At 35.5% G+C, this 25172-nt stretch carries 21 protein-coding genes; 8 read left to right on the forward strand and 13 right to left on the reverse strand.

Annotated features, from left to right (window positions below):
* Window positions 1-117: 117 nt before the first annotated feature.
* Window positions 118-1596, reverse strand: coding sequence for an APC family permease (locus tag LpgJCM5343_RS09330; protein ID WP_003648151.1), 1479 nt, complete (start codon window positions 1594-1596; stop codon window positions 118-120).
* Between the two features lie 243 nt (window positions 1597-1839).
* On the opposite strand from LpgJCM5343_RS09330, the gene LpgJCM5343_RS09335 reads away from it, so the two are divergent.
* Both LpgJCM5343_RS09335 and LpgJCM5343_RS09340 read left to right on the forward strand, forming a co-directional pair.
* Window positions 1840-3939 (forward strand): putative ornithine decarboxylase, encoded by a 2100-nt coding sequence (locus LpgJCM5343_RS09335; RefSeq protein WP_101891014.1) that lies wholly within the window; start codon window positions 1840-1842, stop codon window positions 3937-3939.
* A 3-nt stretch (window positions 3940-3942) separates the two neighbouring features.
* Complete coding sequence (locus tag LpgJCM5343_RS09340; protein ID WP_101891013.1) at window positions 3943-5211, forward strand: methionine gamma-lyase family protein; 1269 nt, start codon at window positions 3943-3945, stop codon at window positions 5209-5211.
* Window positions 5212-5277: 66 nt separating this feature from the next.
* On the opposite strand, the gene LpgJCM5343_RS09345 is transcribed toward LpgJCM5343_RS09340, so the two are convergent.
* Window positions 5278-5718 (reverse strand): GNAT family N-acetyltransferase, encoded by a 441-nt coding sequence (locus LpgJCM5343_RS09345; RefSeq protein WP_077959275.1) that lies wholly within the window; start codon window positions 5716-5718, stop codon window positions 5278-5280.
* A 237-nt stretch (window positions 5719-5955) separates the two neighbouring features.
* On the opposite strand from LpgJCM5343_RS09345, the gene LpgJCM5343_RS09350 reads away from it, so the two are divergent.
* From LpgJCM5343_RS09350 to LpgJCM5343_RS09360, 3 genes are all read left to right on the forward strand, one after another.
* Complete coding sequence (locus LpgJCM5343_RS09350; RefSeq protein ID WP_113576204.1) at window positions 5956-7299, forward strand: MFS transporter; 1344 nt, start codon at window positions 5956-5958, stop codon at window positions 7297-7299.
* Between the two features lie 53 nt (window positions 7300-7352).
* Window positions 7353-7751 carry an iron-sulfur cluster biosynthesis family protein gene (locus tag LpgJCM5343_RS09355; RefSeq protein ID WP_020807450.1) on the forward strand — a complete coding sequence of 133 codons (399 nt, stop codon included), beginning with the start codon at window positions 7353-7355 and terminating at the stop codon, window positions 7749-7751.
* Between the two features lie 212 nt (window positions 7752-7963).
* Entirely contained in the window at window positions 7964-9841 is a 1878-nt protein-coding gene (locus LpgJCM5343_RS09360) for an endonuclease MutS2 (RefSeq protein WP_077959276.1), read from the forward strand.
* Window positions 9842-9897: 56 nt separating this feature from the next.
* On the opposite strand, the gene LpgJCM5343_RS09365 is transcribed toward LpgJCM5343_RS09360, so the two are convergent.
* On the reverse strand, window positions 9898-10548 hold the full coding sequence (locus LpgJCM5343_RS09365) for a Crp/Fnr family transcriptional regulator (RefSeq protein WP_003656904.1): 651 nt from the start codon (window positions 10546-10548) through the stop codon (window positions 9898-9900).
* A gap of 143 nt (window positions 10549-10691) precedes the next feature.
* On the opposite strand from LpgJCM5343_RS09365, the gene LpgJCM5343_RS09370 reads away from it, so the two are divergent.
* Window positions 10692-11249 carry a hypothetical protein gene (locus LpgJCM5343_RS09370; RefSeq protein WP_039157918.1) on the forward strand — a complete coding sequence of 186 codons (558 nt, stop codon included), beginning with the start codon at window positions 10692-10694 and terminating at the stop codon, window positions 11247-11249.
* Window positions 11250-11632: 383 nt separating this feature from the next.
* On the opposite strand, the gene LpgJCM5343_RS09650 is transcribed toward LpgJCM5343_RS09370, so the two are convergent.
* The gene (locus LpgJCM5343_RS09650) at window positions 11633-12022 is read right to left on the reverse strand and encodes an Rgg family transcriptional regulator (protein WP_250881785.1); all 390 of its coding nucleotides are present in this window, start codon (window positions 12020-12022) and stop codon (window positions 11633-11635) included.
* A gap of 9 nt (window positions 12023-12031) precedes the next feature.
* Window positions 12032-12481 (reverse strand): helix-turn-helix domain-containing protein, encoded by a 450-nt coding sequence (locus LpgJCM5343_RS09655; protein ID WP_250881784.1) that lies wholly within the window; start codon window positions 12479-12481, stop codon window positions 12032-12034.
* Between the two features lie 95 nt (window positions 12482-12576).
* Between LpgJCM5343_RS09655 and LpgJCM5343_RS09380 the strand changes: the two genes are divergently transcribed.
* Together LpgJCM5343_RS09380 and LpgJCM5343_RS09385 are read left to right on the forward strand one after the other, a co-directional pair.
* Window positions 12577-13836, forward strand: a complete 1260-nt coding sequence (locus LpgJCM5343_RS09380; RefSeq protein ID WP_077959278.1) for an MFS transporter — start codon at window positions 12577-12579, stop codon at window positions 13834-13836.
* 271 nt (window positions 13837-14107) lie between these two features.
* Window positions 14108-14659, forward strand: coding sequence for a cysteine hydrolase family protein (locus LpgJCM5343_RS09385; RefSeq protein ID WP_003649742.1), 552 nt, complete (start codon window positions 14108-14110; stop codon window positions 14657-14659).
* A 60-nt stretch (window positions 14660-14719) separates the two neighbouring features.
* On the opposite strand, the gene LpgJCM5343_RS09390 is transcribed toward LpgJCM5343_RS09385, so the two are convergent.
* From LpgJCM5343_RS09390 to rpmH, 8 genes are all read right to left on the reverse strand, one after another.
* A complete protein-coding gene (locus LpgJCM5343_RS09390) occupies window positions 14720-16273 on the reverse strand; it encodes a ClC family H(+)/Cl(-) exchange transporter (RefSeq protein WP_003649741.1) in 1554 nt (517 codons plus the stop codon).
* Between the two features lie 90 nt (window positions 16274-16363).
* A complete protein-coding gene (gene gndA / locus LpgJCM5343_RS09395; protein WP_035422985.1) occupies window positions 16364-17752 on the reverse strand; it encodes an NADP-dependent phosphogluconate dehydrogenase in 1389 nt (462 codons plus the stop codon).
* A 144-nt stretch (window positions 17753-17896) separates the two neighbouring features.
* Entirely contained in the window at window positions 17897-19705 is a 1809-nt protein-coding gene (spxB, locus tag LpgJCM5343_RS09400; protein WP_113532474.1) for a pyruvate oxidase, read from the reverse strand.
* A 252-nt stretch (window positions 19706-19957) separates the two neighbouring features.
* Window positions 19958-21853 carry a tRNA uridine-5-carboxymethylaminomethyl(34) synthesis enzyme MnmG gene (gene mnmG, locus LpgJCM5343_RS09405; protein WP_101891011.1) on the reverse strand — a complete coding sequence of 632 codons (1896 nt, stop codon included), beginning with the start codon at window positions 21851-21853 and terminating at the stop codon, window positions 19958-19960.
* 7 nt (window positions 21854-21860) lie between these two features.
* The gene (gene mnmE / locus LpgJCM5343_RS09410; protein ID WP_003656895.1) at window positions 21861-23246 is read right to left on the reverse strand and encodes a tRNA uridine-5-carboxymethylaminomethyl(34) synthesis GTPase MnmE; all 1386 of its coding nucleotides are present in this window, start codon (window positions 23244-23246) and stop codon (window positions 21861-21863) included.
* A gap of 108 nt (window positions 23247-23354) precedes the next feature.
* Complete coding sequence (locus LpgJCM5343_RS09415; RefSeq protein WP_003649735.1) at window positions 23355-24230, reverse strand: YidC/Oxa1 family membrane protein insertase; 876 nt, start codon at window positions 24228-24230, stop codon at window positions 23355-23357.
* 1 nt (window position 24231) lies between these two features.
* Complete coding sequence (rnpA, locus tag LpgJCM5343_RS09420) at window positions 24232-24600, reverse strand: ribonuclease P protein component (protein WP_003648142.1); 369 nt, start codon at window positions 24598-24600, stop codon at window positions 24232-24234.
* Between the two features lie 48 nt (window positions 24601-24648).
* A complete protein-coding gene (gene rpmH / locus LpgJCM5343_RS09425) occupies window positions 24649-24789 on the reverse strand; it encodes a 50S ribosomal protein L34 (protein ID WP_003648141.1) in 141 nt (46 codons plus the stop codon).
* Window positions 24790-25172: the final 383 nt, after the last annotated feature.

Consider the following 25172-nt stretch of genomic DNA (forward strand, 5'->3'; position numbering starts at 1 on the left):
TTTTAACAAGAATTCGAGAAATTTACTTTATGAGGTAAAAATATGAACCCTGATTTAATTAAGCATAAAAAAAGACTGAATCTAGAGATATCAAAATCTCGATCCAGTCTTTTTTAGTTAGTCTAATTTTTCACCCATTGCTTGTTCACGCTTAGCTTCACGTTTTCTAAGCCATGGTAAAACGAATCCTAAACCAAACAATACTACAACCGTAATAATGTTCATCCATAATTGGTGAGTAAATGCCTTAGTACCTACTGCAACGTTTTGAGGAATAAATCCTAAAGTTGCACAGACAAAGGTAAATAGTAAGCACCAACCACCAACGGTTAAAGCACCAGCCTTATTTTTAATAAAGACATAATCTGAGTGATACTTATCTTGGTGCATTCTCATTGCAACAAAGGCAAAGAATACCCAACAAGTCTTATATGGTGAAATAATTCCGTTAACATTCAAAAGCCAGTTATAAATGGTATTAATGTTAGGTAAAGTTCCAGTTAATAATAGCAAGAATAAACTAAGTCCAACGGTAAATGTGTATGAGTGAATTGGACGGCCGTTCTTATTTTTCTTAGTAAGCCACTTAGGCATGAACTTGGAGCCAACATCTCCAGCAAAGACACGACTTGAAGCGTCTAATAATACAGCGAGTTGAGCCATCATGAAGATTGCTTGTACAACTGCAAAGATATACATTAACACCTTACCTACACCTAAACTTTCACCAAGCAATTGGAAAGCGTAGTAAGGACCGTTCATTTTGAAGTCATGTGGAATGTGGTGGGCATTAAAGAACATTGCTAAAGCTAATGTTCCAAAAATCGTTAAGAATCCGGTCATAATGGCAAGCATCCACATTGCCTTAGGAAAGTCTCTCTTCGGATTCTTCATTTGCTGTACATAAGGCGCAGCAAGTTCAGCACCCGACATCGCAAAGATCAAAAGACCAGTAGTTGAGAAGTAATTCAAACTAAATGAAGGCTTAAATGCACCCCAGTTAAATGGTTGAGTTGCAATATGGTGTCCATGCATTACTGACCATGCGGCAAGCAATACAAAGAGCATTGACATAATAAACATTGCTCCCCCACCAATTAAAGAAAGAATTTCTAGTGAATTACGAAGCTTATTTTCTAGCAAAATAAAGATCAAAATGATCACAAAAGTTAAAATTCCGAACCAAAAAGTCGACATCTTCTTGTCCAAGCTATTGTTACCAAAGATCATCCAGCTAAAAGAAACAATAACTGAGTTTGAGACGTCAACGATATAAGGCACACTTTGAACCCAGTACATCCAAGAGGTCCAGTAACCTAAAGTGTCGTTTGTACTTCTTCTGACCCAAGAAGCAAGCCCACCATCTTGATTATCAAAAGTCAAACTCATCTGACTACTAATCAATGCGTAAGGAATAACATAAGTAAATAAAAGAAAGATCCAAGAAATTACAACTGAAAGGCCTTGGTTTTGAAATGGATAGAAGATATTTTCAAAACTAATAATCGTTACAAAGTCAATCAGTGCAATAACAGGCCAACTCATATAGTGCTTTTTATTCGGTTCTAAATCATTTAAGACATCTGGTTTATCCAATTTTCAATTTCCTCCAAAATTAAAATATTTATCTAAATCCAAGGTCTTAAATTTGGAGGCTTCAAAACTATCATTAAAGTATTCAAAATCACTTGTAGAAATCCTCTATAAATCGTTATAATTTATGCCGTAGTCTTCTTGCAAATAAAATTGCGTACAAAAACGTTCGCACAAAATTATAAGGATTTATAAAAATTTTGCAAGTCTATTTTAGAAAATATAGTAGGAAAACAAGGTGATTAAATGAATTTTCTAAAAATTGCATTAAGCAATAAACTTAAAAATAATGATTTTAATTCATGGCAAACTACTAATTTGAATAATAATCCTCAAGCTAGTGAACTTGCCGCTATTGTTTTAGCAGAGGGCGACCAAAATAGCCTTAAAGCTGCTCAAGATCTACAAAAAACTTCTGGCCTTGGAATTCCTATTATTAAAGTTTCACATGAAACAATTTCTAATAATGAAAAAGAAAAAATAATTGATGCAGCAAATAAATATACGAAAAAAATGGTGCCAGGCTTTTTAACTGACCTAGTTAATTTTGCCGAAGATCATCCAGTAAGCTTCACTACGCCTGGCCACCACAACGGCCTCTATTATGAAAAGCATCCCGCTGGTGTTGTCTTCAACCGCTTCTTCGGTAAGAACCTAATGTTTGCGGATACTAGTGACACTGTGCCCGAACTAGGCGACACTATGACGCACGAGGGAACACCCTTAACTGCTGAACAAAAAGCTGCTGAAACTTATCACGCTGATAAAGTTTATTTTTGTACTAATGGTACAACTAGTGCTAACTCAATCTGTGCTAGCGCACTTCTTACAAAAGATGACCTAGTTCTTTTTGACCGCAACAACCATAAATCACTTTATAACAGTGCCCTAGTTATGAGTGGAGCTAAACCAGTATACATTCCAACTGACCGAAATGCACTTGGTCTAATTGGAGAAATGGATCCTAACTTTTTAAGTGAAGAAAAAATTAGAGCAGAAGTCGCTAAAGTTGATCCTGAAAAGGCTAAAGCTAAACGTCCATTTAGATTAGCAATTATTCAATCAGAAACTTATGATGGACTTTTCTACGATGCTAAATGGATGATTGACAAGATTGGCAAGCTTTGCGACTACATTTTATTCGATTGTGCTTGGGGTGGCTTTGAACAATTCGTGCCAATTATGAATCACTTATCTCCCCTCAATTTGGATTTTGGGCCAGACGATCCAGGGATCTTAGTAACGCAATCACTCCATAAGCAACAAGCAGGAATGGGACAAGCTTCCCAAATTTTGAAAAAAGATGCTCACATAAAAGGTCAAAAACGCTATGTTGATCATAAGCACTTTAATCATGCTTATCTTAAATTCGTCACTTCCAGCTATTCATATCCCCTCTATGCTTCCTTAACAGTTAACTCATACTTAACAAGTGGTGAAGGCAATAAAAAATGGTGGGATAAAATATTGCGGCTAGGAATTGAATGGCGTAAAGAACTAATTAGAAAGTCCAAATTATTTAGACCACTCGTAATTGATAATTTTGAAAATATCAGTACTGATGACTTAGCCACAAATGAAAAATACTGGAACTTAGAACCAAATAATCTTTGGCATGGCTTTAGTAAAATTGCGACCGGTCAAGCAATGATTGATCCGTTAAAGATCACAGTTGTCACTCCTGGCATTGATGTTAAAAACGCAAAATATGAAGCTGTAGGAATTCCTGGTCCAGTAGTAGCAGAGTTTTTGATGGAGAAGCGAATTATTCGCGCAAAAGATGATTTATATTCACTTCTCTTCTTACTTACCCCAGGTGATACAAAAGCTGAATTAGATACATTGCTGAATGCATTTTTAGAATTTGAACAATACTATAATGAAGATGCACCATTAGAAAAAGTATTACCAAAATTGACTAAAGTATACGGCGATCGCTACAAGGGTTATACTCTAAAGCAACTTTGCCAAGAAATGCATAATTATTACCGGGGAAATAAAACTTTCACTTTGCAACAAGAACTATTTGCTAAGCCAAATATGCAAAATTACCCAATGACGCCAGAACATGCTGACTATCTTTTTATGAAAAATGAAAGTGAGCTAGTTAACCTAGATGATGTTAAGGGCAGAATTGCGGCCGAAGGTGCACTTCCTTATCCACCCGGCGTCTTTATTGTTGCACCAGGGGAAAAATGGAGCGATATTGATCAAAAGTACTTTGAAGTTTTAGTAGGAGCAATTGAGCGCTTCCCTGGCTTTGTACCTGAAATTCAAGGCGTCTACTGGGATCAAAAAGCAGATGGTAAAATAAGAGTACAAGCAGAAGTATTAAAGGAGAATTAACTAATGGTTTTATCTTGGAAAGAAAACTTACCAACAGAATTAAAAGAAAAAGTCGATAAAGTCGACAAAATGATTGAACCTCGTTTAGAAGAAATTGACGAGCAAGTCTTTTACAACCAACAACGTGTTTTAGGCCTATTTAGAAAACACCGCGTAGGAGAAGAAGATCTAGTTCCTTCAACTGGCTATGGTTACGATGATGTTGGTCGTGATAAACTTGAAGCAATGTATGCTGATTACTTTAAAACAGACGACGCTTTGGTCCGCCCACAATTTTCTTCAGCAACACATGCGATTGCCGTTGGTCTTTTCAGTATGCTTCGCCCTGGTGATACTCTTTACTACTTAACTGGTATGCCATATGACACAATTCAAGAAGTTATTGGCTTAGCAGGCAACAAACCAGGAAATATGAAAGAATGGGGCATTGACTTCAAGCATACTGACTTACTTGATAATGGCGAAGTAGACTATGAACAAGCCAGAAAAGATTTACAAGATCCAAAGATTAAAGTCGTAACTATCCAGCGTTCTCTTGGTTACGCTGTACGTGCAAGTTTCACCATGGAAAAAATCAAGAAAATGCTTAAGTTTATCAAAGAAGTTCGTCCAGACGTAAAGATCTTCGTTGATAATTGCTATGGTGAATTTTCTGAAACTGAAGAACCAACTTTCTACGGTGCCGATATGATGGCGGGATCTCTATTTAAAAATGCTGGTGCTGGTATTGTTAAAGCAGGTGCTTTCTTAGTTGGTAAAAAAGATCTAATTGAAGGAGCAGGATCTCGCCTTAATGTTCCAGGTGCTGGTAAAGGTGAAGGCGCTACTTGGGGTTATTTAAGAGATATGTATCAAGGCTTCTTTATGGCACCCCACACTACTGGTGAAGCCTTAAAAGGTATGATTTATACCGCTGCACTTTGCGAAGAAATGGGGATGAAAGTTGCTCCTAAGTGGAATGATCCAAGAACTGATATTGTCCAAACCGTAACTTTTGGTGAACCAGATTCAATGGTTAAATTCTGTGCCGCAATTCAACATTATTCACCAATGAACTCATTTGTTGATCCTATTCCATACCACCAAGATGGTTATGAAGATGATGTTGTTATGGCTTCTGGTAGCTTTACTGAAGGTTCTACAATCGAATTATCTTCAGACGGTCCTCTTCGTGCCCCTTATCGCCTTTACATTCAAGGTGGTTTATCCTATGCTCATGATAAGATTGCGATCACTCATGCAGTAGAAGAAACTTTCTACAAAAATAATTAATCTTAATCAACATATCTAAAACGGTCAGTGAAAAATCACTGACCGTTTTTTATTTTCCCGACAAAATTAATATAAAATCATTTTCTCTTTGGTTTCTTCTACAAATCCGCGACTACCGTATAGTCTTTTTGCTCTGATATTTGTAGAAAAAACTTCTAAAAATGCTGGACGTTTTAGGTAAGGAATTGCAGTATCTAAAAGTTTACCTCCTATACCCTTTCCTTGATATTCCCTTAACACGTAAATATAGCCTAGTTCATTCTTCCTAAAAGCAACAAATCCTACTACATGACTGTCGACTTCCGCTACATAAATTGTTTCTGAAAATAGTTCTTCTTTGTATACTGCCCTTTCAAGTGGAGCATATAAATCAACTGCATTACCCACAATTAATTCTTGCATTCTCGCTTCATCATGTACTTTACATAATTGAACATAGTTTGTATTTTTATATTTTCTGATAATTACTTCTTCTGACATAACTAACCTAATTTCTATTTGAAACATCAGGAGAAATAAACTCCTGATTAACGACTAAATTGGCTAGCTTTTCTACGTAATCTCATTTTTTTACCCGCTTTCTGAATTTTTAGCAATATTAGCAGATAATTAAATTAGTGTCAATATTTAAGTAAAGATTAATCTATCTTTGCATCAATTAAAAATCTTTGTTAGGGTGGAATGTATACTTTAAATTTTTAAGGAGGATTTTTTCGAGTTAATCTAAATGATTTAACTCATGTTATGAAAAAAGAAAATCAGAATAATACAAATAATATTAAAGAAAAAAAGAATTATAAAAAAGCACCTATCATGCCTATTCATTTACGAGTATTTATGGCTGTCTTATTAGGTCAAATCGCCTGTGGCTTTGCCTTAGGTATTTCTGGTACAGCTCTTTCTAACGCTAGTAAATATATCCAAATTAATGATCTTTGGACTGGATTAATTGGTGCTGGATCTTTAATTGGACTAGCTGGCAGTATTCTAATTGGGCGTTTATCAGATAAGATTGGTAGACGGAAATTATTAATGCTCAATATGTATATTTTGGGTACTTTATCTCTACTGCAATTACTAACTAATAATCTTCCCACTCTTTTTATCATTAGAATTTTAATTGGATTAATGATTGCCGTTGATTATACCGTTGGGAACGCTCTTTTAACTGAGTGGCTTCCTAAAGGAGAAGACAGCAAAAGGCAAAGCCACTTGCTTATCTACTGGACAATTGGATTTATTGCTTCATATATAACAGGTACTTTTATTAGCGGCTTTGGCTCACATACTTGGCAAATAATCTTAGCAACTGGGGCCATACCAGCTTTTATTGCCGCTATTTTCAGATCTATTTTTCCTCTACCTGCCTCCCCAAGCTGGCTTGCAAGCCGTGGTAAAGTCAAAACAGCTAATAAAGTTATTAAAAAGCATATGGGACGTAAATGGGGCATCCCTAAGAAACTCAAAAAGGCTAAGCCAGTCAAGGAAGTTTCCTGGTCAATATTATTTTCCGGGAAATATTTACGTCGTACTCTAGTTGGTGGACTCTTTTATGCTTGCCAAGCTTTTGCATTCTTTGGTATCAGTATTTTTCTTCCAATTCTTTTACAAAGTATGCATGTCACTGACCAAAAGGTTTCTGGGATTATCTACAATGGTGGTATGTTTATCGGCGTCATTTTAGGAATCCTACTTTTTAACAGAATTAGTCGTCGCGCATTTCTCATCAGCAATTTTTTACTTTCAGGTATTCTAATCGGCTTTTTAGCTATTGACAAAAACCTTAATTCAAATATTCAACTTACTATCTTTTGTATTTTTGCAATTATCTTATCTTCTGGTTTAGTACTTGATTACCCATATCCAACTGAACTATTCGATATTAAGATTCGTGGAACCGGCGTTGGAACTTGTATTACTATAAGCAGATTTGGTGCCGCAGCAGGTACCTTTTTATTGCCAATTTTGACTAATCAAGGCGGTGCAAGCTTATCAATGCTAATCTGCGCAATTGTTCTTTTGGCTGCCTTTATCATCTGCTTAATTTGGGCACCTGAAACCTCACCAAAATTTAAGCAAAATAATTGATTCTGTTCTACTTTTTTCTAAAATAAAAATAGAAAGAGTCAGGAGGGATTACTATGGTAAAAATGACAATAAGCCAAGACGCAATTAACTTTCTTAAAAATCGTGGTTATGATAAACATGAAATAATTTTGATTGTTGATGGTGGTGGCGGTGATTATTCAATTGAAGGTGGATCTTGCAATATTGGCATGGATTACTCTCTAATTTCACTAGATACAATGAAACATGATTCACGCTATTCAGTAAAAATAGAAAATAATGCTGACTTTGAAATTTATACCTCCGATTATGATTTAGCTTTTTTAGGCGATAACTTGGTTCTAGATATCCACGATACTACCTTACGCCTTCGTAACGATTCTGGCATTTTAACTGGTGCTGTTAAGATTGCTAAGGCAAGCTTTCTTGCCGAGCAAGCTAAAAAAGGTATTATAAGTCAAAAAAATTGTTAATTAATAGTTTTACTCTCAAATATAAATTTGAGAGTTTTTATTTACCCTAATTTATAATGATTTTTTAGTAAAAATGTTATATCATTAAAATCAATAATTTAGAAAAGGACATATTGCTATATGATGCTAATTGTATTTTAGTCTCAAGGGACTAATTTACTTTCCCTTGAGAAAAAAATTAAAATCTATTTTCTTAAGGAGAAAAAACAAAATTGAATAATACTGACGAAATCGAATTTTCACGTGTACGTAAACTTGTCTCTCACTATGCTGTTTCACCCGAAGCAAAAGACAAAATTCTAGTTCAGCCACTTGCCACTAAATTAGTTAAAGCAACTGCTTTACTTGATGAGACTGCAGAAATGGTCTGGATTTTAAATCATGGATTACACATACCCTTTATTAGTTCAGATGCCTTGACTCCTATTTTAAATAAGGTAAAAAAAGGTTTTATCTTAAATCCAGCAGAATTAGAACAAGTAGCAGACTTCATTAGAGTTACGCGTCTATTAGTGCGCTTTTTTAACAAGCAAAGAAATAATACTCCAATTATTGCAAGTTATTGTGATACTTTAACTATTCTAGACACACTAGAAAGCGAAATTTATAATGCTATCGAACGCGGACAAGTTGCAGACAAAGCTGATAAAGATCTTGCTAAATTGAGACAAAGACGTGCTAAATTAAGTACGACTATTCAGGATACGCTACAAAAATATTTACAAAACAAAAAATATCAAACGATGCTGCAAGATTATCAGATAATTCAAAAAGATAATCATTATACCCTCCCGATTAAAGCAAGTTTTAAACATACTTTTGGTGGAAGTATTATCGATCATTCTAATAATGGGAATACAGTTTTTATAGAACCCACTAAAATCGTGCATCTTACCCAAGAAAAAGCAACTGTTGAAAATCAGATTTATTTAATTGAATCTCAAATTTTAGGTGATTTATCAGCAAAAATTTATCAAGAATTATCTCAACTAGAGGCAAATCTTAATATTATTATCGACCTAGATTGTATCTTAGCTCGTGCAAAATACTCTCAAAGTATTAATGGTAAACGACCATTGTTAAATGAACAAAATCAACTCCAATTAAATGAAATGAGACACCCTCTTTTATCTAATCCTGTTCCTCTTTCACTTAATTTAGATTCTTCTAAGCGTGGCTTGATAATCACAGGTCCTAATGCAGGTGGAAAGACTGTCACTCTAAAAACAGCTGGTTTGGCCATTGCAATGGCAGAATTTGGACTATTCTTACCAAGTTCAGGGATTTGCTCAATTCCAGTAATGACCGCTATTTATACTTCAATCGGCGATCATCAGGACTTAGATAACTCTCTGTCTACATTCTCTGCCGAAATGAAGCAAATGTCTTATATTGTCCAACATGCAACAAAATACAGTCTAATTTTATTAGATGAATTAGGCAGCGGTACAGATCCAAATGAAGGTGCTGCCCTTGCTATTGCTCTGCTGCAGACATTACAGCTAAAAGGCAGTCTAATCTTAGCAACCACTCACTATAGTGCAATAAAAGACTATTCTACTAAGCATCCCACTTTCATCACTGCAGCTATGGACTTTGATCTAAAGACACTTGAGCCAACATATAAGTTACTGTTACATCAAATAGGAACCAGCCGTGCTCTATGGATAGCTGAAAAGAATGGGATGCCTCAAGAGGTTTTAACGCAAGCCAATAATTTCTTAAATACTGGTAAATTTCCTTTAAATCAAAGCAAAATTAAATTTGCAAATAATCAGAAAAAAATCAAATCGACAGTTTCTTTTAAAAAAGGTGATCGTCTTAAAGTCCCGGAGTACGAACAAGATGTTTTATTCTATCAAAACTCGGATCTTGCAAATCAAATCATTATCTTTGTTAATAAAACTTTTAAGACAATACCAATTAAGGGAGCTAAGCTAGTTAGAAAGGCAAAAGATCTTTATCCAGAAGGTTACAATCTTGACCTATTATTCATACAAGATTGGAAAGAATATAAATTAAACAGAGATTTAAATCGTGGCTCTAAAAAAGCCTGGAAAAAATTGAAAAAAATAGACAAACTTAGATAATAATATGAACCCAGAAATTCGGACAAGAATTTCTGGGTTTTATTTACCGGCTCCTTTTACTTTGCAATTGTGATAATTTTTTTATCGACTTGAATTTTATTTTCCTTAGCCAATTCTTTTAACTTACGACTTAAAGTTTCTGGCGTAATGCCCAAATAACCAGCTAGGTCTTTTTTCTTAAGATCTAGCTTTACTTTATTTGTACCTTGTTTTTTTGACAAATCATTCAAATACGCCATAATTCTTTGCTTAGCATCCATTGAATTGCGACGCACTGTATTTTTCTCCGCAGTGACTAATTTTTGACCAAAATCATTGAGTAGACTTAAGGCTAGATCTGGCGTTTGACGAACTAATTTTTGAAAATCATTCCGTGTCATCGAACACACCCAAGCATCAGTAGTTGCCTGAATAAAATTCTCACGAGCGCTAGTCGAAAATAAATGTTCTTGGCCTTCAGAATCACCCTTATTCAGCAAGCCTAAAATCGTCTCTTTACCATCTTCATTAAGACTATAAACTTTAGCCTTTCCCTTATCCATGACAAGCAGCCCGTCTTTTCCATCAAAGGGTTGGCGAATCAAACTGCCTTTAGGAAAATATTCTTGATGCGTCGAAATGGTAACTAGCTTTTTTCTAAGTGATTCTGGTAAATCCTTAAATAAAGTGGCATTACTCAAACAAGCAAGTGGCGAATGTTTTGTCATTTTACATACTTCTTTCTTGATATAAATCAATTTTATTATATCCTATCTTTTTATAATTAACTTGTAAGCACTGATAAATGAATTTTCAAGCTTTTCGATTTATGATAGAGCTGAAGTGTTACTTAAAAGAAAGGATCGTTATTATGACAAAATATATTGCTCACATTAACCCATTAAATGCAGAAAAAATTGGTTGTCAGCCCCATGGGACAGCTGAATTTACCGAAAATGGCGATCAACTTCACATTAAAGTAGAAATGTTTGATACACCAAAGAATATCGAACACTGGGAACATTTCCATGGCTTTCCTGATGGTAAAGTCGCTCAGGCTGCAACTATGGCTCAAGATGTCAACCACGACGGCTTTGTCGATTTACCTGAAACTGAACCAGTATCAGGAACTACGATGGTGCCACTTGATGCGGATCCTGCCAAAATGAATATTCCTAACAATACTTACCCTGTCGCTGACAGCAATGGTTATTACGAATATGAAATTGATGTGCCTTTGACCGAATTACAAGAAAACTTCAAAAAAGCTTTCGGCAGCACCGATCTTCAATTAGATAAACGCGTAGTTTATGTCCACGGAGTTCCTGAGAGCATTAAATTGCCGGACACTGTTAAGGGCTGTGTAATGGATTATGATACTCACACTACCTTGCCAATTGCCGCAGGAAAGATTGAAAAAGAAGATTAATTAGATAATTAAAATTAATTGAATATTTATTCTAAAAAGCTGTTACTAATAATAGCTTTTTATTTTTATGTGTTTCATTGAGAGAGTATTAATTTTGTCGATACATTCAAGTACGTAGTTGTGATCTGATACTAATAAGACTATCGAACAGATGCAAGTTTGCACGATCCTAATGTATCGTCACCATCTGTTTAATAAGCATATAAAAACGGGTCATTTTTACTAATGACCCGTTTTCTGGTTGTATTTTAAAGTTGATTAACCCTTGATAACAATAATTACTACATCTTCTGGCTTCATGATTTGGTCCTCCTTTTGTTTAATCTTTATGCTACTAATCATATTTAGCTACCAGAATCAGATCACAATTAGTCATATTTAACTCAAAAATTATCTTTAATAAATTTTCTGAGTTCATTGCTGTATTCTTCCATGCCTGCATCTTGTAGAGTTTTAATAAAATTCTTGCACTTATTTATTTTTCCCGCATCATTACTATTTTTAATTTCAATTATATTTTTGAAAAACTCAATATCTATTTTATAAAAAAGCAATTGTGGCGTAGTTTTTATATTTTGAATCTTATTAAGAAAGTAAGAGACGTTTTCAAATTTATCATTTTCAATAGAAAAAATAAGAATATTGCATACTATGGCTAAAATAAGTTCCTGAATATTAGAGTCATTGGTGGATTGATACTGTTTTAAAATGTTCCGCGTAATTATTTCATTATCTGATAAGCTATAAAATCGCATAAAGTCGCAGTAAAGCATTAGCTTGTCTTAAGTATAAGATGGAATGTCAAAAATTTTATTTTTAATAGTCGATGTGAGCTTTTCACTATTTAGTTTTGGATTCATTAATGCTAAAAATCCATTAGTCATTAATGTTTGATAGTTTTTATCATATTCGCTTAAAGTACTTTCGTGAATAATTTTCTTAATATTATGCATCTGCTCTATATTATTAGTGTAATAAGCTTCAATCATCATATTTTCCAATTCTTTTGTTTGGCGGTATGAATCATCGCTTTTTTGACTAAAGTTATTAAAAAATTCCTGTACAGAAATATTGTTATATTGAAGCAAGCCTATTAAATTGTCCGCTGTAATTTGACTTATATTCTTTTCTACTTTTGAATAATAAGACTGCGTAACAATTGAACCAATAAATTTTCTTTGGCTCTTGTTTTGTTTTAAACGATATTCTTTCAAAAGACTGCCAATCATCATATTTATCTCTCTTTGCAATGAGTCATATATGACTTATTTTACTATATATATCGCTAATTTGCTAAGCTCAACCTAATTAAACGAGGTGAATATGAATGAATATATTTTTAACTAATAAAAATTATCGTAGATTTTCAATTGCTAGTTTTCTTTCTAGCGCAGGTGATATTCTTTTCTACTTGGCATTTATGACTTATGCAAGTAAATTAAAAAACTATTCTTTAGCACTTTCATTAATTGCCATTTCAGAGTCTTCACCTAAATTATTTACAATTTTTGGCGGCTACTTTGCAGACAAAACGCGACATAAATTTAAAAATATATTTTTAAGCGCCATTATTCGTTGTGTTTTATATGGCATCGTTGGACTGCTATTTATCAGTAATGTCAATCAATGGAGTTTAGTAATTATTGTTGTAATAATTAATTTGATTTCAGATACATTTGGAGCTTATTCCAGCGGATTAGTTTCACCATTAGTCGTTGATCTAGTAGGAAAAGATCATTTCGGAGAAGCAGAGGGTTTTACTAATGGGGTTAATGAAGTTATTAATATAGCAGCACAGTTTATAGGCTCAGCATTGCTGCTAATTATGTCATACTCATCCCTTGCGTTTTTGAATGCTATTTCATTTTTACTTGCTGGAATTTTGTTTGCGAGTGTGGGACTGAGGCAAAAATCTATTGAGTCGCTTAAAAGCCATGAAATTAATACTCAATCGTTTTTGGTAACAATGAAGACGTCTTTCAAGCAAGTTAAAAAGCAGGCTGGTCTTTTAGAGGTTGTCTTGATTGTTGCAGTTTTGAATGGATTGCTAAGTTCAATGGGATCATTAATTCCAATTATGATAGCAGCTCATAAAACAGCAATGGTAATTTCAAGATATAGTTTTACGATTGCTTTGATGGGTGTGGTTGTAGCTTGCGGAGCTGCTTTGGGAAGTATGTTTGGTACGCAATTGTTTAAAAAATTCACAATTTTTTCTATGACAATTCTAGCCACTTTAATCGCTTTAATGACCACTTTTGCGATTTTTGCAACTAGTATCTATCTTGTTTTAGGATTGTATTTTTTATTAGCATTAACAGCCAGCGCAACTTCAATCAAATTGACACAATGGCTAGTAACGTCTGTCGAGCATAAGATTTTAGCTTCTACTGTCGGTCTATTAAACACTATTTTGATTGCGTCTGCTCCTTTGATGACTACTATTTTAACAACTGTTTCAGGTGCAACCAATATAAGATATGCCCTTATTTTGCTTGTAGTTTTAGAAGTAATTACTTTTTTGATAGAACTTAAAGTAAGTCATAAGGTAAAAGCAGCCTCAATCATATCTTCTATAAAGGAGTGAAATATTTATTTATACCACTTTTTTATGTCTCAACAGTTCAAGAGATTAGAACAGTCACTTTGCATGATTTTTCATAATTTGTTGCGGTGGTGCAAGTTTAGCCATGCTGGTCTGCAGCATTGTATTACTCGCAAGTTTCATTATCTGCTTAATTTGGGCACCAGAAACTTCACCCAAATTCAAAAAAGAATAACTAATTTTAAAGTCTCACTTGAGGCTTTTTCTTTTGTGGCTCATAATAGCCATAATTATATTTATAAAGGAGAATACTATGACTCAAGAAGCACTCTTAATCATCGATTACACTAATGATTTTGTTTCAGACAAAGGCAGCTTAACTTGTGGCAAACCTGCTCAAGAACTTGAAAATGAAATTGTCAATTTAGCAGATTCATTTTTAAAGCAAAATAAATGGGTAATTATTCCCACTGACCTACATTTCCCAGGAAATAAATATCATCCCGAAACTAAGTTGTTTCCACCGCATAATTTACCCAACACTTGGGGTCGGCAATTATATGGCAAGCTGCAAACTTGGTATGATGCCAACAAAACAAATGATCATGTCATCTTCATGGATAAAACGCGCTATTCTGCTTTTGCAGGCACTAACTTAGATCTTATTTTAAGAGAAAGAAAAATCGATACTCTGCATCTGACTGGTGTCTGCACCGATATCTGCGTCCTTCATACAGCAATGGATGCATATAATCGTTGCTATAATTTAGTAATTCACCAAGATGGTGTTGCAAGTTTTGATGAAAATGGACATAAATGGGCCTTAAATCATTTTAAAACTTGCCTAGGTGCGACTATACTTTAATTACAAAAAATAAGCCCTCTAGCTTAAATTTGAGCTAGAGGGCTATTTTGTATATTTAAGCTATCCATCTAATTCGACACCTTGCAATTTTTTAATTGCATCATAGACTTGTCCCCGTCGATTTTGATCAACAGCTAGCACTAATAAATCGCCAGCTGCAATCACAGTGTCTCCGTGAGGAATAATATCTTGACTGCCGCGATGAATAACTTTAATTAAGGTATCATCCGGCCATTTAACATCTTCTATCTTTTCATCGACTAATTTACTGCTTTCATAGACTGGGATTGAAATTTGATCTTCTTCGCCGCACAATCCCTTTTCACTAGATTTTGGCTCCATAGCAGCCGCTAAGCTATCATAAATTGGACGGCCGCCAAGTAATTGGTCAACTAACAAAGCAATAAATGCTACAACAGCTAACGGCATTAAATGTAACAGCGATCCGACCATTTCAGTAATTAAAATAATCGCTGTAAATGGTGCTCGAATAATTGCTGCAAAATAACCAGCCATGGCAAAAATAATTAAATTAATAACTAATTTTTGTGGCAATAATCCCAGCTGCACCATAAATAGACCGTAAGTTGCGCCAATTAAAGCACCCATTGTTAAAATTGGTAAAAAGATGCCGCTCGGCAGACCCGAATCATAAGAAACAATTGAAAATGCAATTCTAATTACATAAAAAATCGCCAGCATCCCTACTAAATTCCAACTGCTATAAGCAATTGACTTAGGCAAAGACAAAATCAAATGATTACCTGGTCCAGTAATTAGCGGCAAATAATACATAATCGGCATTAAGATCACTAGTGGAATCAATCCGTGTAGCCAGCGCGGAATAAAAGTGATTTTTGCATAAAGCTTTTTAAAATTAAACAAGCCCAATTTATATAAGTGTCCTAAAAGTCCTAAAATAAGTCCTAATAACACTAAATGCCAATAAAGTGGCATTGGGAAGGAATGATTGTAAGCTAAAGCTAAAGCTGGTTTTTGACCAAATAAGTTAGATACAACAAAGTTCGAGGCAATCGCACCCACCAAGGCATTCATCCACACACGTGGCGAAAAATTATGAAAAATTTCCTCTAAAACAAACAACGCACCACTTAAAGGGGCACCAAAAGCAGCTGATAAACCACTGGCAGCACCTGTTGCTAGCAAAACTCGTGAATTTGTTTTAGTTTGCTTAAAGCCTTGGCCGACTCCTTGACCAATTGTGGAACCTAATTGAAGCGATGGTCCTTCTGGTCCTAAAAACAAGCCTGTTCCAATAACCATAATGCCGCCGATTAACTTTCGCCACAAAATCGGCCACCATTGCAAAGTTAATTTTCCTTGCATTTGTAATTTAACTTCCGGAATACCAGACCCACCAACGTGCGGATATTGTTTAACAAAATATCCTGCAATTATGCCAGTTAATGCCAGTCCTGCTACGATTACAATAAACCATAATGGATTTTGGTGCGACTTTTTAAATAAATCGAGCCAAAAAGCTTCGGTTTTACCAATTCCATATCTAAAAAATCCCACTACAACTCCAGCAATTAATCCCACGCATAATGCTTGCAGCATTAATTTGAGATTGCTTTTTTCCCCGTATCTCATACTTTCCCGCTTTCTGATTGATATAAATATTATTTTAACGCAAAAAGCCACTACTAATGTAGTGACTTTTTAGTTTCATGTGAAACATTATTATTTTTCTTCGTACCATTCAGTATGGAAAGTACCTGGACGATCATTTCTTTGGTAAGTGTGAGCACCAAAGTAATCACGTTGACCTTGAATCATATTTTGAGGCAAACGTGGGTTAAAGATAGATTCTAAGTAGTTCAAAGCTGCGCTAAGAGTTGGAGTTGGTACACCTGCATCAGCAGCAATTTTAACAACTTCTCTTAAAGCACTAATATTTTCTTTCTTTACCTTATCGAAAAATGGAGCCTTGAATAAGTTTGGTAAGTCTTTATCAGCATTATAGGCAAACTTAATATCATGAAGCATTTGTGAACGAATAATGCATCCAGCTTCCCAATTTTGAGCGATAGTTGAGTAGTGCAAGCGCCAATTATAAGCCTTTGCAGCCATTGTTAGTTGCTCAAATCCTTGTCCATATGAAACAGCCATTGCTAAATATAAAGCTTTCGCAAGTTGATCAACTAAATCTTTTGGAGCCTTTTCTGGATCAATCTTTGGTTCAGGATCATCTCTCAAAGTTGCTTTCGACATAAAGCGTGCAAGAACAGCTTCCGCAATTACAGTAATTGGAGCGCCAAGACGAATTGCATCTTCAAGCATCCAGTTACCAGTTCCCTTGTAAGAGGCTTCATTTAAAATATGATCAATAATGTGGTCATCAGTTAAATTATCTTTTTGCTTTAATACTTTCGCAGTAATTTCAATTAAGTAAGCTTGTAGAGCTCCCTTATCCCAATTCTTGAAAATTTCACTCATTTCATCATTTGAGTAATGACCAACAGTACGTAAAACATCGTATACTTCAGAAATAATTTGCATAATACCATATTCAATACCGTTGTGAACCATCTTTACATAGTGTCCACTTCCTGCTGGCCCAATGTAGCCAACACATGGTTGACCAGTTGGAGTCTTAGCAGCCATTGCTTCAAGAATTGGTGATACTTCTTCATAAGCCTTTTCATCGCCACCTGGCATTAAAGCTGGGCCATTTAAGGCACCTTCTTCACCACCAGATACACCCATTCCGATAAAGTGAATGCCATGTTTTTCCATTTCTTCATAACGACGATTAGTATCATGGAAATTAGAGTTACCACCATCAATTAAAATATCGCCCTTATCTAAAAGAGGCAATAATTTTTGTAAAGTCTCATCAACTGGTTTACCAGCCATGATTTGAATTAAGATCTTACGTGGCTTTTCTAATGAATTTACAAACTCTTCCCAAGTATAAGTAGGCTTTAAATCTTTATCTTCATATTTTGCTAAAGCATCAACCTCTGGTTTATCAATTGAAAATCCAGAGACAGAGTAGCCATGATTCTTAACGTTTAAGGCAAGGTTTTTACCCATAACGGACAAGCCAATAACCCCAAATTGTTGCATATTTTTGCCTCCACATATTTAATAAAATTCTTCATCTACTAGTATACTTTTTTATTGCAAATTTCGCACAATTTTGCTTACTTTTTATCAAAAAAATAAAGAGTTCAACTATGTGAACTCTTTATTTAATTATTTCCTAGGAAATTAATGACGTGATGCGCCTGATGAAGCATCTTCCTCTGCTTCGACTGGTTCTGCCTCAGTGTGTTCAGAAGCACCTGATGCGGCATCTGCTTCAACACCATACTTGCCAGCAAAGTAACTAAATGGTTTCAAAGCTTGGGCATCATACTTAGCAACGAATGCTGGATCATCCAAAGTATTCAACTCAGTTGAATATGGCATATCATGAGTAATCTTACAGTCAATTAGAACTGGGCCTTCCATTTGTTGAGCAGCTGTTACTGCATCTTCAAATTCTCTCTTATTGCGAACAGTAAAGCCCTTTACATTCATACCTTCAGCACTCATTGCCCAATCGTTATCAGGAAGCTTTACACCTGATAATGGTTGATGTGATTCATCAACTTGTTCAGCTTCAATGTAGCCTAAAGTTTCATTAGTGAAGACTACGTTAATTACATGCATGTTGTAACGTGCTTGGGTCAAAAGCTCTTGGTTCATCATAGCAAAGCCACCATCACCAGCTAGGTTCCAAACTTCACGGTTTGGATAAATAGTTGATGCAGCAAGAGAAGCTGGAGCACCATAACCCATAGTTGCATAGAGTCCTGAAGTAGTCCATTTTTGATCACCGTGCAAGTGCATTAGACGATCAAAGTTAATGTTTACGTTACCAACATCTACTGCAAATACTGCATCGTCAGCTGCTTTTTTGTTGATGACATCAAAAATTGGTTCAACTCGCATTGGAATTTCATCTGAATCATTAAAGCTTTCAAGCCAAGCTTCCCAGTTTTCACGGTCAGCAAGAGCTGCCTTATACAATGGAGATTCTGGACGACTTTCACCTGCTTCAATTAAAGCACGTAAAGTCTTCTTAGCATCAGCTAACATTGGAACAGTTACTGCATGGCGTTTACCTAATCTCTCAGAATTAATATCAATTTGAATTACTTTTGCATTAGGGTTAAAGAAGAAGACTGAGAATGGTGAATTATTACCAACCCAAACAACTAAATCAGCATGAGTTTGAATATCGTTACTTGGCTTAGCACCAACACGACCAATTGAACCCATATATGCTGGAAATTCATCTTCAACAATTCCTTTTCCTAGAACTGATGAAACTAGTGGCATCTTGAATTTATCAGAAAATTCTTTCAGTTCCGCACTAGCATCTTCAGCACCATGACCAAAGTAAACAATTGGATTTTCAGCATTTTTAATTAATTCAAGCGCCTTATCAACCTGTTCCTTACGAGGTGCTGGGAAGTTAGGTACAACTTTATGCGCTGCAGCATTGTTGCGGAAATTATCCTCGATTTTATCCCAACCAAAGTCCTTAGGTAAGATTAAAACTGCTGGACCTTTTCTTTGATAAGCTTGACGAATTGCTTCATCCATCAAAACTGGAATTGATTCAGCTGTTTTTGCTTGGTGATTCCAAACAGCAACAGGATCAAACCATGGCTTTTCATCAAAAGCTTGGAAGAAGTCAATATCTTGACGGCTTGTTGGAACGTTAGCAACAATAGCAACCATTGGAGTCTTATCATATTTTGCATCATAAAGTCCATTCATTAGGTGAACTGCACCAGGACCAGCAGAACCAAAGCAAACTCCAACTTTGCCACTAATCTTATATTCAGCAGAAGCTGCTAAAGCACCAGCTTCTTCATGTCTTACTTCAATAAATTTTATCTTATCTCTCCAGTTATGAATTGCGTTCATTGTTGAGTCAAATGAACCACCTGGGAAACCGTATATATGGTCAATTCCCCAGTCATACAAAACTTGGAACATTGCATCTGAACCACTAATTTTCGTCATAGTCTATAAGCATCTCCTTAATGATTTTTCTTACACCTTGATTAAAGCACATTTATTAACTAATTGAAAGCGTTTGCCATAACTGATATATCAATATTTAGAGCATACTCAAAAATAATTATTTCACAAACTATTTACCTTTTTGCTTAACTTATCGGTAAAACACAATTTTAAAGTGTGATTAAGTGATCATACTCAACAAAAAAAGCAAAAAAACTTTTAAAAATTTTTTTGCTTTGATTCAATTATTATTTATTTCTTTATTTTAGCAATTCTTCCTTGTTGAATATAAGCAGTTAAAATTGCTAAATCAGCTGGATTAACCCCAGAAATTCTTTCAGCTTGAGCAATAGATTCAGGACGAATTTTTTCGAATTTCTGACGTGCTTCAGTAGCCAAGCTTGGAATTGCATTATAGTCAATATCTACTGGTATTTTCTTTGACTCTAATCGATGTAACCGATCAACCAAAGTCTTTTCTTTTTTAATATAGCCTTCATATTTCAATGCTATTTCCACTTGTTCTTTGACATAACGATCAGTAGCTAAAGTTTGACCACTTAATTTTTCAACGGCATCAAAAGTGACGCGGGGACGCTTCAAAAAGTCTGCTCCGCTAACTCCTGCATTCAAACGGTCCTGCTTGACGCTAGCCAAATATTCTTGTACTTCATCAGTTGGATGAATTGTAACTTTTTTAATAGCTGCCATTGCCCGGGAAATAGCCTGCTTTTTTGCTTCAAATTTTGCATAGCGCTCTTCTGAAATCAAGCCTAACTTATGCCCCTTTTCAGTCAAACGTAAGTCGGCATTATCATGACGAAGAAGAAGACGATACTCTGCCCTACTTGTAAGTAGACGATATGGCTCATTAGTTCCCTTAGTTACTAAATCATCGATCAAGACACCAATATAAGCTTCGTCTCTTTGTAAAGTAAAGCCAGGCTTATTTTGAGCACTCAAAGCAGCATTGATTCCAGCAATTAAACCTTGTCCAGCAGCTTCTTCATAGCCTGAAGTTCCATTCATTTGGCCAGCAGTAAAGAGATGCTCAATATTCTTAGTTTCTAACGTGTGCTTTAATTGCCAAGGCTCAATGACATCATATTCAATAGCATATCCTGGACGCATTAATTCTGCTTTTTCTAACCCAGCAACACTATGAAGCATCTGTAATTGTACTTCTTCAGGCATTGATGTAGAAAAGTCTCCTACGTAGATTTCTTTAGTATTGCGTCCCTCTGGTTCTAAGAAAATTTGGTGACGATCTTTATCTGCAAAGCGGACTACTTTGTCTTCAATTGAAGGACAGTAACGTGGGCCTACGCCTTTAATAACTCCAGAAAACATTGGTGCTCGGTCAAGGTTAGCTCTAATAATATCGTGAGTGACAGTATTGGTATATGTCATATAGCAAGACATTTGACCTTTTAAGTAGTCACTATCTTTACTTGTGTAAGAAAAATGTCTCGGTTCCTTATCGCCAGGCTCTTCCTGAGTCTTTGAATAATCAACTGTATTACCATCAACACGTGGAGGAGTACCAGTCTTAAAACGACGTAATTTAAAGCCTAATTTTTCAAGATTTTCAGGCAATTTAATTGATGGCAAAGAGTTGTTAGGTCCTGAAGAATAAGTTAATTCTCCAATAATAATTTTCCCTCTTGCAGCTGTTCCAGTGGTTAAAACTACGCTTTTAGCATGATATTTTGCACCAGTATTAGTTATTAACCCTTTGCATACTCCGTCCTCAACGATTAATTCATCTGCAACAGCTTGCCGCAAAGTTAAATTAGGTTCATTTTCAATGGTATCTTTCATATGTTCATGATATTGCCACTTATCTGCCTGTGCACGCAAAGCTCTAACTGCAGGCCCTTTTCCCGTATTAAGCATTCTCATCTGAATGTAAGTCGCATCAATATTCTTACCCATTTCTCCGCCAAGTGCATCAATTTCACGCACAACGGTTCCCTTTGCTGGGCCACCAACTGATGGATTACATGGCATAAATGCCACCATATCTAAATTAATAGTTAAAAGAAGGGTTTTTTCTCCCATACGAGCTGCCGCTAAAGCCGCTTCAACCCCAGCATGTCCAGCTCCCACAACAATAACGTCATACTCGTTTGATTCGTACGTTTTCATTTTCATCCTACTTTCCAAGACAGAATTGACTAAATAACTGTGTAATTAATTCGTCAGGTGCACTTTCACCAGTAATTTCACCTAAAGTATCCCAAGCATTTTTTAGATCAATTTGAACCAAATCTAAAGGCATAGCATCATTAATTCCGCTAATTACATCCTCTAAAGACTGTTTTGCCTTAGCTAATAATCCAGCTTGTCGTTGATTCGTTACCAAAATTTGATTTTGAGAATTTTCTATTCCGCTAAAGAATAATTTCTCAATAGCATTCTCAAGTGCATCCATATTCTTTTGTTTTAAGATCGACGTTACAATAATAGGATTATCGGTAAGGTTTTTGATCATTTCCTGGGAAATTTTCGTACCTAAGTCCTGTTTATTCAAAATAATGATCCGCTTTTTATTTGCAGTCAAATCTAATAATCTCTTATCTTCAGCTGTTAAATCTTGACTTGCGTCAAGGAGCAAAAGAACTAGGTCAGCTTCCTTAATAGCCTTCTTAGAACGTTCAACGCCAATTTTCTCAACTTTATCTTCTGTGTGGTGAATTCCAGCGGTATCAATCAGCTTAAGTGGAACACCCTTAACAGAAACATACTCTTCAAGCGTATCTCTAGTAGTTCCAGCAATATCGGTTACAATCGCTTTATCATCTTGAGTTAAATAGTTCAAGAGCGATGATTTTCCAACGTTTGGTCTACCGACAATTGCAGTTGCTAAGCCATTACGGATAATTTTGCCTTCTTGAGCTGTTTGAAGTAACTGCTCAATTTGTTTTGAAACTTCTTGTGCTTTCTTTTTCATTTCCTGAGAAGTTAAATCGTCCATATCATATTCTGGGTAATCAATATTAACTTCTTCATGAGCCATTGTATCGAGCAGCTCTTGGCGCATCGTCTTGATTTTTTCTAGCAAGCCACCAGCTAGTTGAGTCATCGCAACTTGGCGAGATTTATCAGTTTTAGCTCTAACAATGTCCATTACTGATTCAGCTTGAGTTAAATCAATTCGGCCATTCATAAACGCACGTTTAGTGAATTCACCTGGGTCTGCCATCCTGGCTCCATTGGCCAAAAGCAATTGCAAAATATCGTTGGTAACAATCATTCCCCCATGACAATTTATTTCTACCATGTCTTCTCTAGTAAAAGTTTTCGGCGCACGCAACACACTGACCATCGTCTCATCGACAACTTCCTGCGTTTTTGGATCAACAATATGTCCATAGTGAATTGTATGCGTAGGAACTTTAGTTAAATCTGCTCCCTTAAAAAGCTTATTCGCAATCGCTACTGCATCTTCACCAGATAGACGAACAATTGAAATTCCTCCTTCGCCAATAGGAGTAGAAATTGCAGCGATTGTATCAAATTGCGTTAATACTTGTGCCATTTTTCACCTACATAAATAATTAAATAAAAAAAGTGCCCACTCCACCACTATAAAAACAATGATGGATAAAGCACTTTGACTACTTTATCTTAACAATTTAAAGATAATTTATTTTTGTTTTTTACGTCCTAAACGTTTGTATACACGACGAACTTTACGTTCACGTTCACGTTCTACCTTCTTTTGCTCTTCCAATTCACGTTGATACTTGAATGGATTTTGCAAAATGAAGGTTTGAACTACTTGGAATAAGTTTGAAATCACCCAGTAAAGTGAGATCGCAGATTGGATACCAATTGCTGAAACCCCAATGATAAGAGGCATTAAGTATGTCATTCCCTTAGTCATTCCATTTTGTGAGGATTGAGGCGTTGACATTTGACTAATATACGTACTTATAAAAGTAAATGCAGCTGCCAAAACAGGCATGATGTAATATGGATCGGGACGCCCCAAATCCATCCACAAAAACCGACCATTTTGCAACTGTGGAGTCCGCCAAATTGCTTGATACAAGGCATACATAACTGGTAACTGAATTAGCATCGGCAAACATCCAGTATACGGATTAATACCGGCTTCTTTATACAACTTACTAGTTTCTTCTTGCAGCTTTTGACGTGACTCAACATCCTTACCAGGATACTTTTTACGCAATGCATCCATCTGTGGTTGCACTTTTTGTTGCTTAGCCATGCTCTTAATAGAAATGGCATTCAATGGTAATAAGATTATTCTTACTATAATAGTAAAGATAATGATTGCCCAACCATAGGAATCACGAACTAAACTTGCAATCCAAAGAATAAATTGGGAAATATAGTAAACAATATACCGATCCCACCAATTGCCACTAGTATGAGAAATAGGAGCAACACTTGATCCATTAGTAGATGCACAACCTGTAACTACTAAAGCTAAGGTTAGCATTCCTAGACCTAATAGAATCAGTTTCCAATTTTTCTTAGATAAATGATTTCTCACTCTACTTTTCCTCAGTTTCCGTCTCTTCGTTTGATAAGACTTTAGCTAGCCTTAAGACATGAATAAGATTCTTTTTGGTTCGTTCCATGTCAAAATCTCTTGCATAAGGCCTAGCGATTACTAAAAAGTCTAAATCAGACCTTATCTCTGGCTTAAGTTCTGTCAGTGTAGCACGAATGAACCGTTTGAGGCGATTACGTGCTACCGCCGTATGACCCACTTTTTTCCCAACAGAAATTCCAACGCGAAAATGCTTTTGTTTTTCTTTGGGCAAAGTATAGACAACAAAGCCTCTATTAGCCATTGACTGTCCTTCTTTAAAAACTTTTTGAAAGTCTCTCTCAGTTTTTACACGGTAGCTTTTTCTCAATCTAGTTCATCCTTACTTAAATTAAAAAAACCACTGAGCTTCAGTGGCTTAAGCAGATAAGACTTTTCTACCCTTTTTACGGCGTCTTGCTAAAACCTTACGGCCGTTTGCTGTAGCCATACGCTTCATAAAACCATGAACGCGTGAACGGTGACGCTTCTTAGGTTGGTAAGTTCTCTTAGTTGACATTAATGTTGCACCTCCGTTTTTCAATGCTTAATAAGCACAATTTCTAAGATAGAATAGCATATTTACGCCTAAAAACCAAGTCTTTATCAAAATTTTCCTAAAAAGAAAAGCTTTTTTAAAGTTATTTTTAAATTATATTTTGTGGATATCTTGGATATATATTTTTGCGTGCTTTTTTATCAACAAGATAATTCTCAGAGTTATGCACAATTCACACCCTGTTCAGAATATAATAAACACCCTGTGCATAAGTGAATACTCCTCGGCAGAAATACTGATGTATCGCTAAGTTTGAACCCACATGAATTTGTGGATAATGCAAAAGTGAAATTTTATTTCAAAGATCAGTGGATTTTTATTCTCTCTTTTCCACATACTTGTGA

The organism is Lactobacillus paragasseri (assembly GCF_003584685.1).
Lineage (GTDB): Bacteria > Bacillota > Bacilli > Lactobacillales > Lactobacillaceae > Lactobacillus > Lactobacillus paragasseri.

Excerpts from the sequence above, each read along its gene's own strand:
- rpmH (WP_003648141.1), bottom strand. The coding sequence starts at position 24,789 with ATGTCAACTAAGAGAACTTACCAACCTAAGAAGCGTCACCGTTCACGC.
- LpgJCM5343_RS09355 (WP_020807450.1), top strand. The coding sequence starts at position 7,353 with ATGGTAAAAATGACAATAAGCCAAGACGCAATTAACTTTCTTAAAAAT.
- LpgJCM5343_RS09370 (WP_039157918.1), top strand. The coding sequence starts at position 10,692 with ATGACAAAATATATTGCTCACATTAACCCATTAAATGCAGAAAAAATT.
- LpgJCM5343_RS09350 (WP_113576204.1), top strand. The coding sequence starts at position 5,956 with ATGAAAAAAGAAAATCAGAATAATACAAATAATATTAAAGAAAAAAAG.
- gndA (WP_035422985.1), bottom strand. The coding sequence starts at position 17,752 with ATGCAACAATTTGGGGTTATTGGCTTGTCCGTTATGGGTAAAAACCTT.
- LpgJCM5343_RS09345 (WP_077959275.1), bottom strand. The coding sequence starts at position 5,718 with ATGTTTCAAATAGAAATTAGGTTAGTTATGTCAGAAGAAGTAATTATC.
- mnmE (WP_003656895.1), bottom strand. The coding sequence starts at position 23,246 with ATGGCACAAGTATTAACGCAATTTGATACAATCGCTGCAATTTCTACT.
- LpgJCM5343_RS09380 (WP_077959278.1), top strand. The coding sequence starts at position 12,577 with ATGAATATATTTTTAACTAATAAAAATTATCGTAGATTTTCAATTGCT.
- LpgJCM5343_RS09650 (WP_250881785.1), bottom strand. The coding sequence starts at position 12,022 with ATGCTTTACTGCGACTTTATGCGATTTTATAGCTTATCAGATAATGAA.
- LpgJCM5343_RS09385 (WP_003649742.1), top strand. The coding sequence starts at position 14,108 with ATGACTCAAGAAGCACTCTTAATCATCGATTACACTAATGATTTTGTT.
- spxB (WP_113532474.1), bottom strand. The coding sequence starts at position 19,705 with ATGACGAAAATTAGTGGTTCAGATGCAATGTTCCAAGTTTTGTATGAC.
- LpgJCM5343_RS09655 (WP_250881784.1), bottom strand. The coding sequence starts at position 12,481 with ATGATGATTGGCAGTCTTTTGAAAGAATATCGTTTAAAACAAAACAAG.
- LpgJCM5343_RS09365 (WP_003656904.1), bottom strand. The coding sequence starts at position 10,548 with ATGACAAAACATTCGCCACTTGCTTGTTTGAGTAATGCCACTTTATTT.
- LpgJCM5343_RS09340 (WP_101891013.1), top strand. The coding sequence starts at position 3,943 with ATGGTTTTATCTTGGAAAGAAAACTTACCAACAGAATTAAAAGAAAAA.
- mnmG (WP_101891011.1), bottom strand. The coding sequence starts at position 21,853 with ATGAAAACGTACGAATCAAACGAGTATGACGTTATTGTTGTGGGAGCT.
- LpgJCM5343_RS09390 (WP_003649741.1), bottom strand. The coding sequence starts at position 16,273 with ATGAGATACGGGGAAAAAAGCAATCTCAAATTAATGCTGCAAGCATTA.
- LpgJCM5343_RS09335 (WP_101891014.1), top strand. The coding sequence starts at position 1,840 with ATGAATTTTCTAAAAATTGCATTAAGCAATAAACTTAAAAATAATGAT.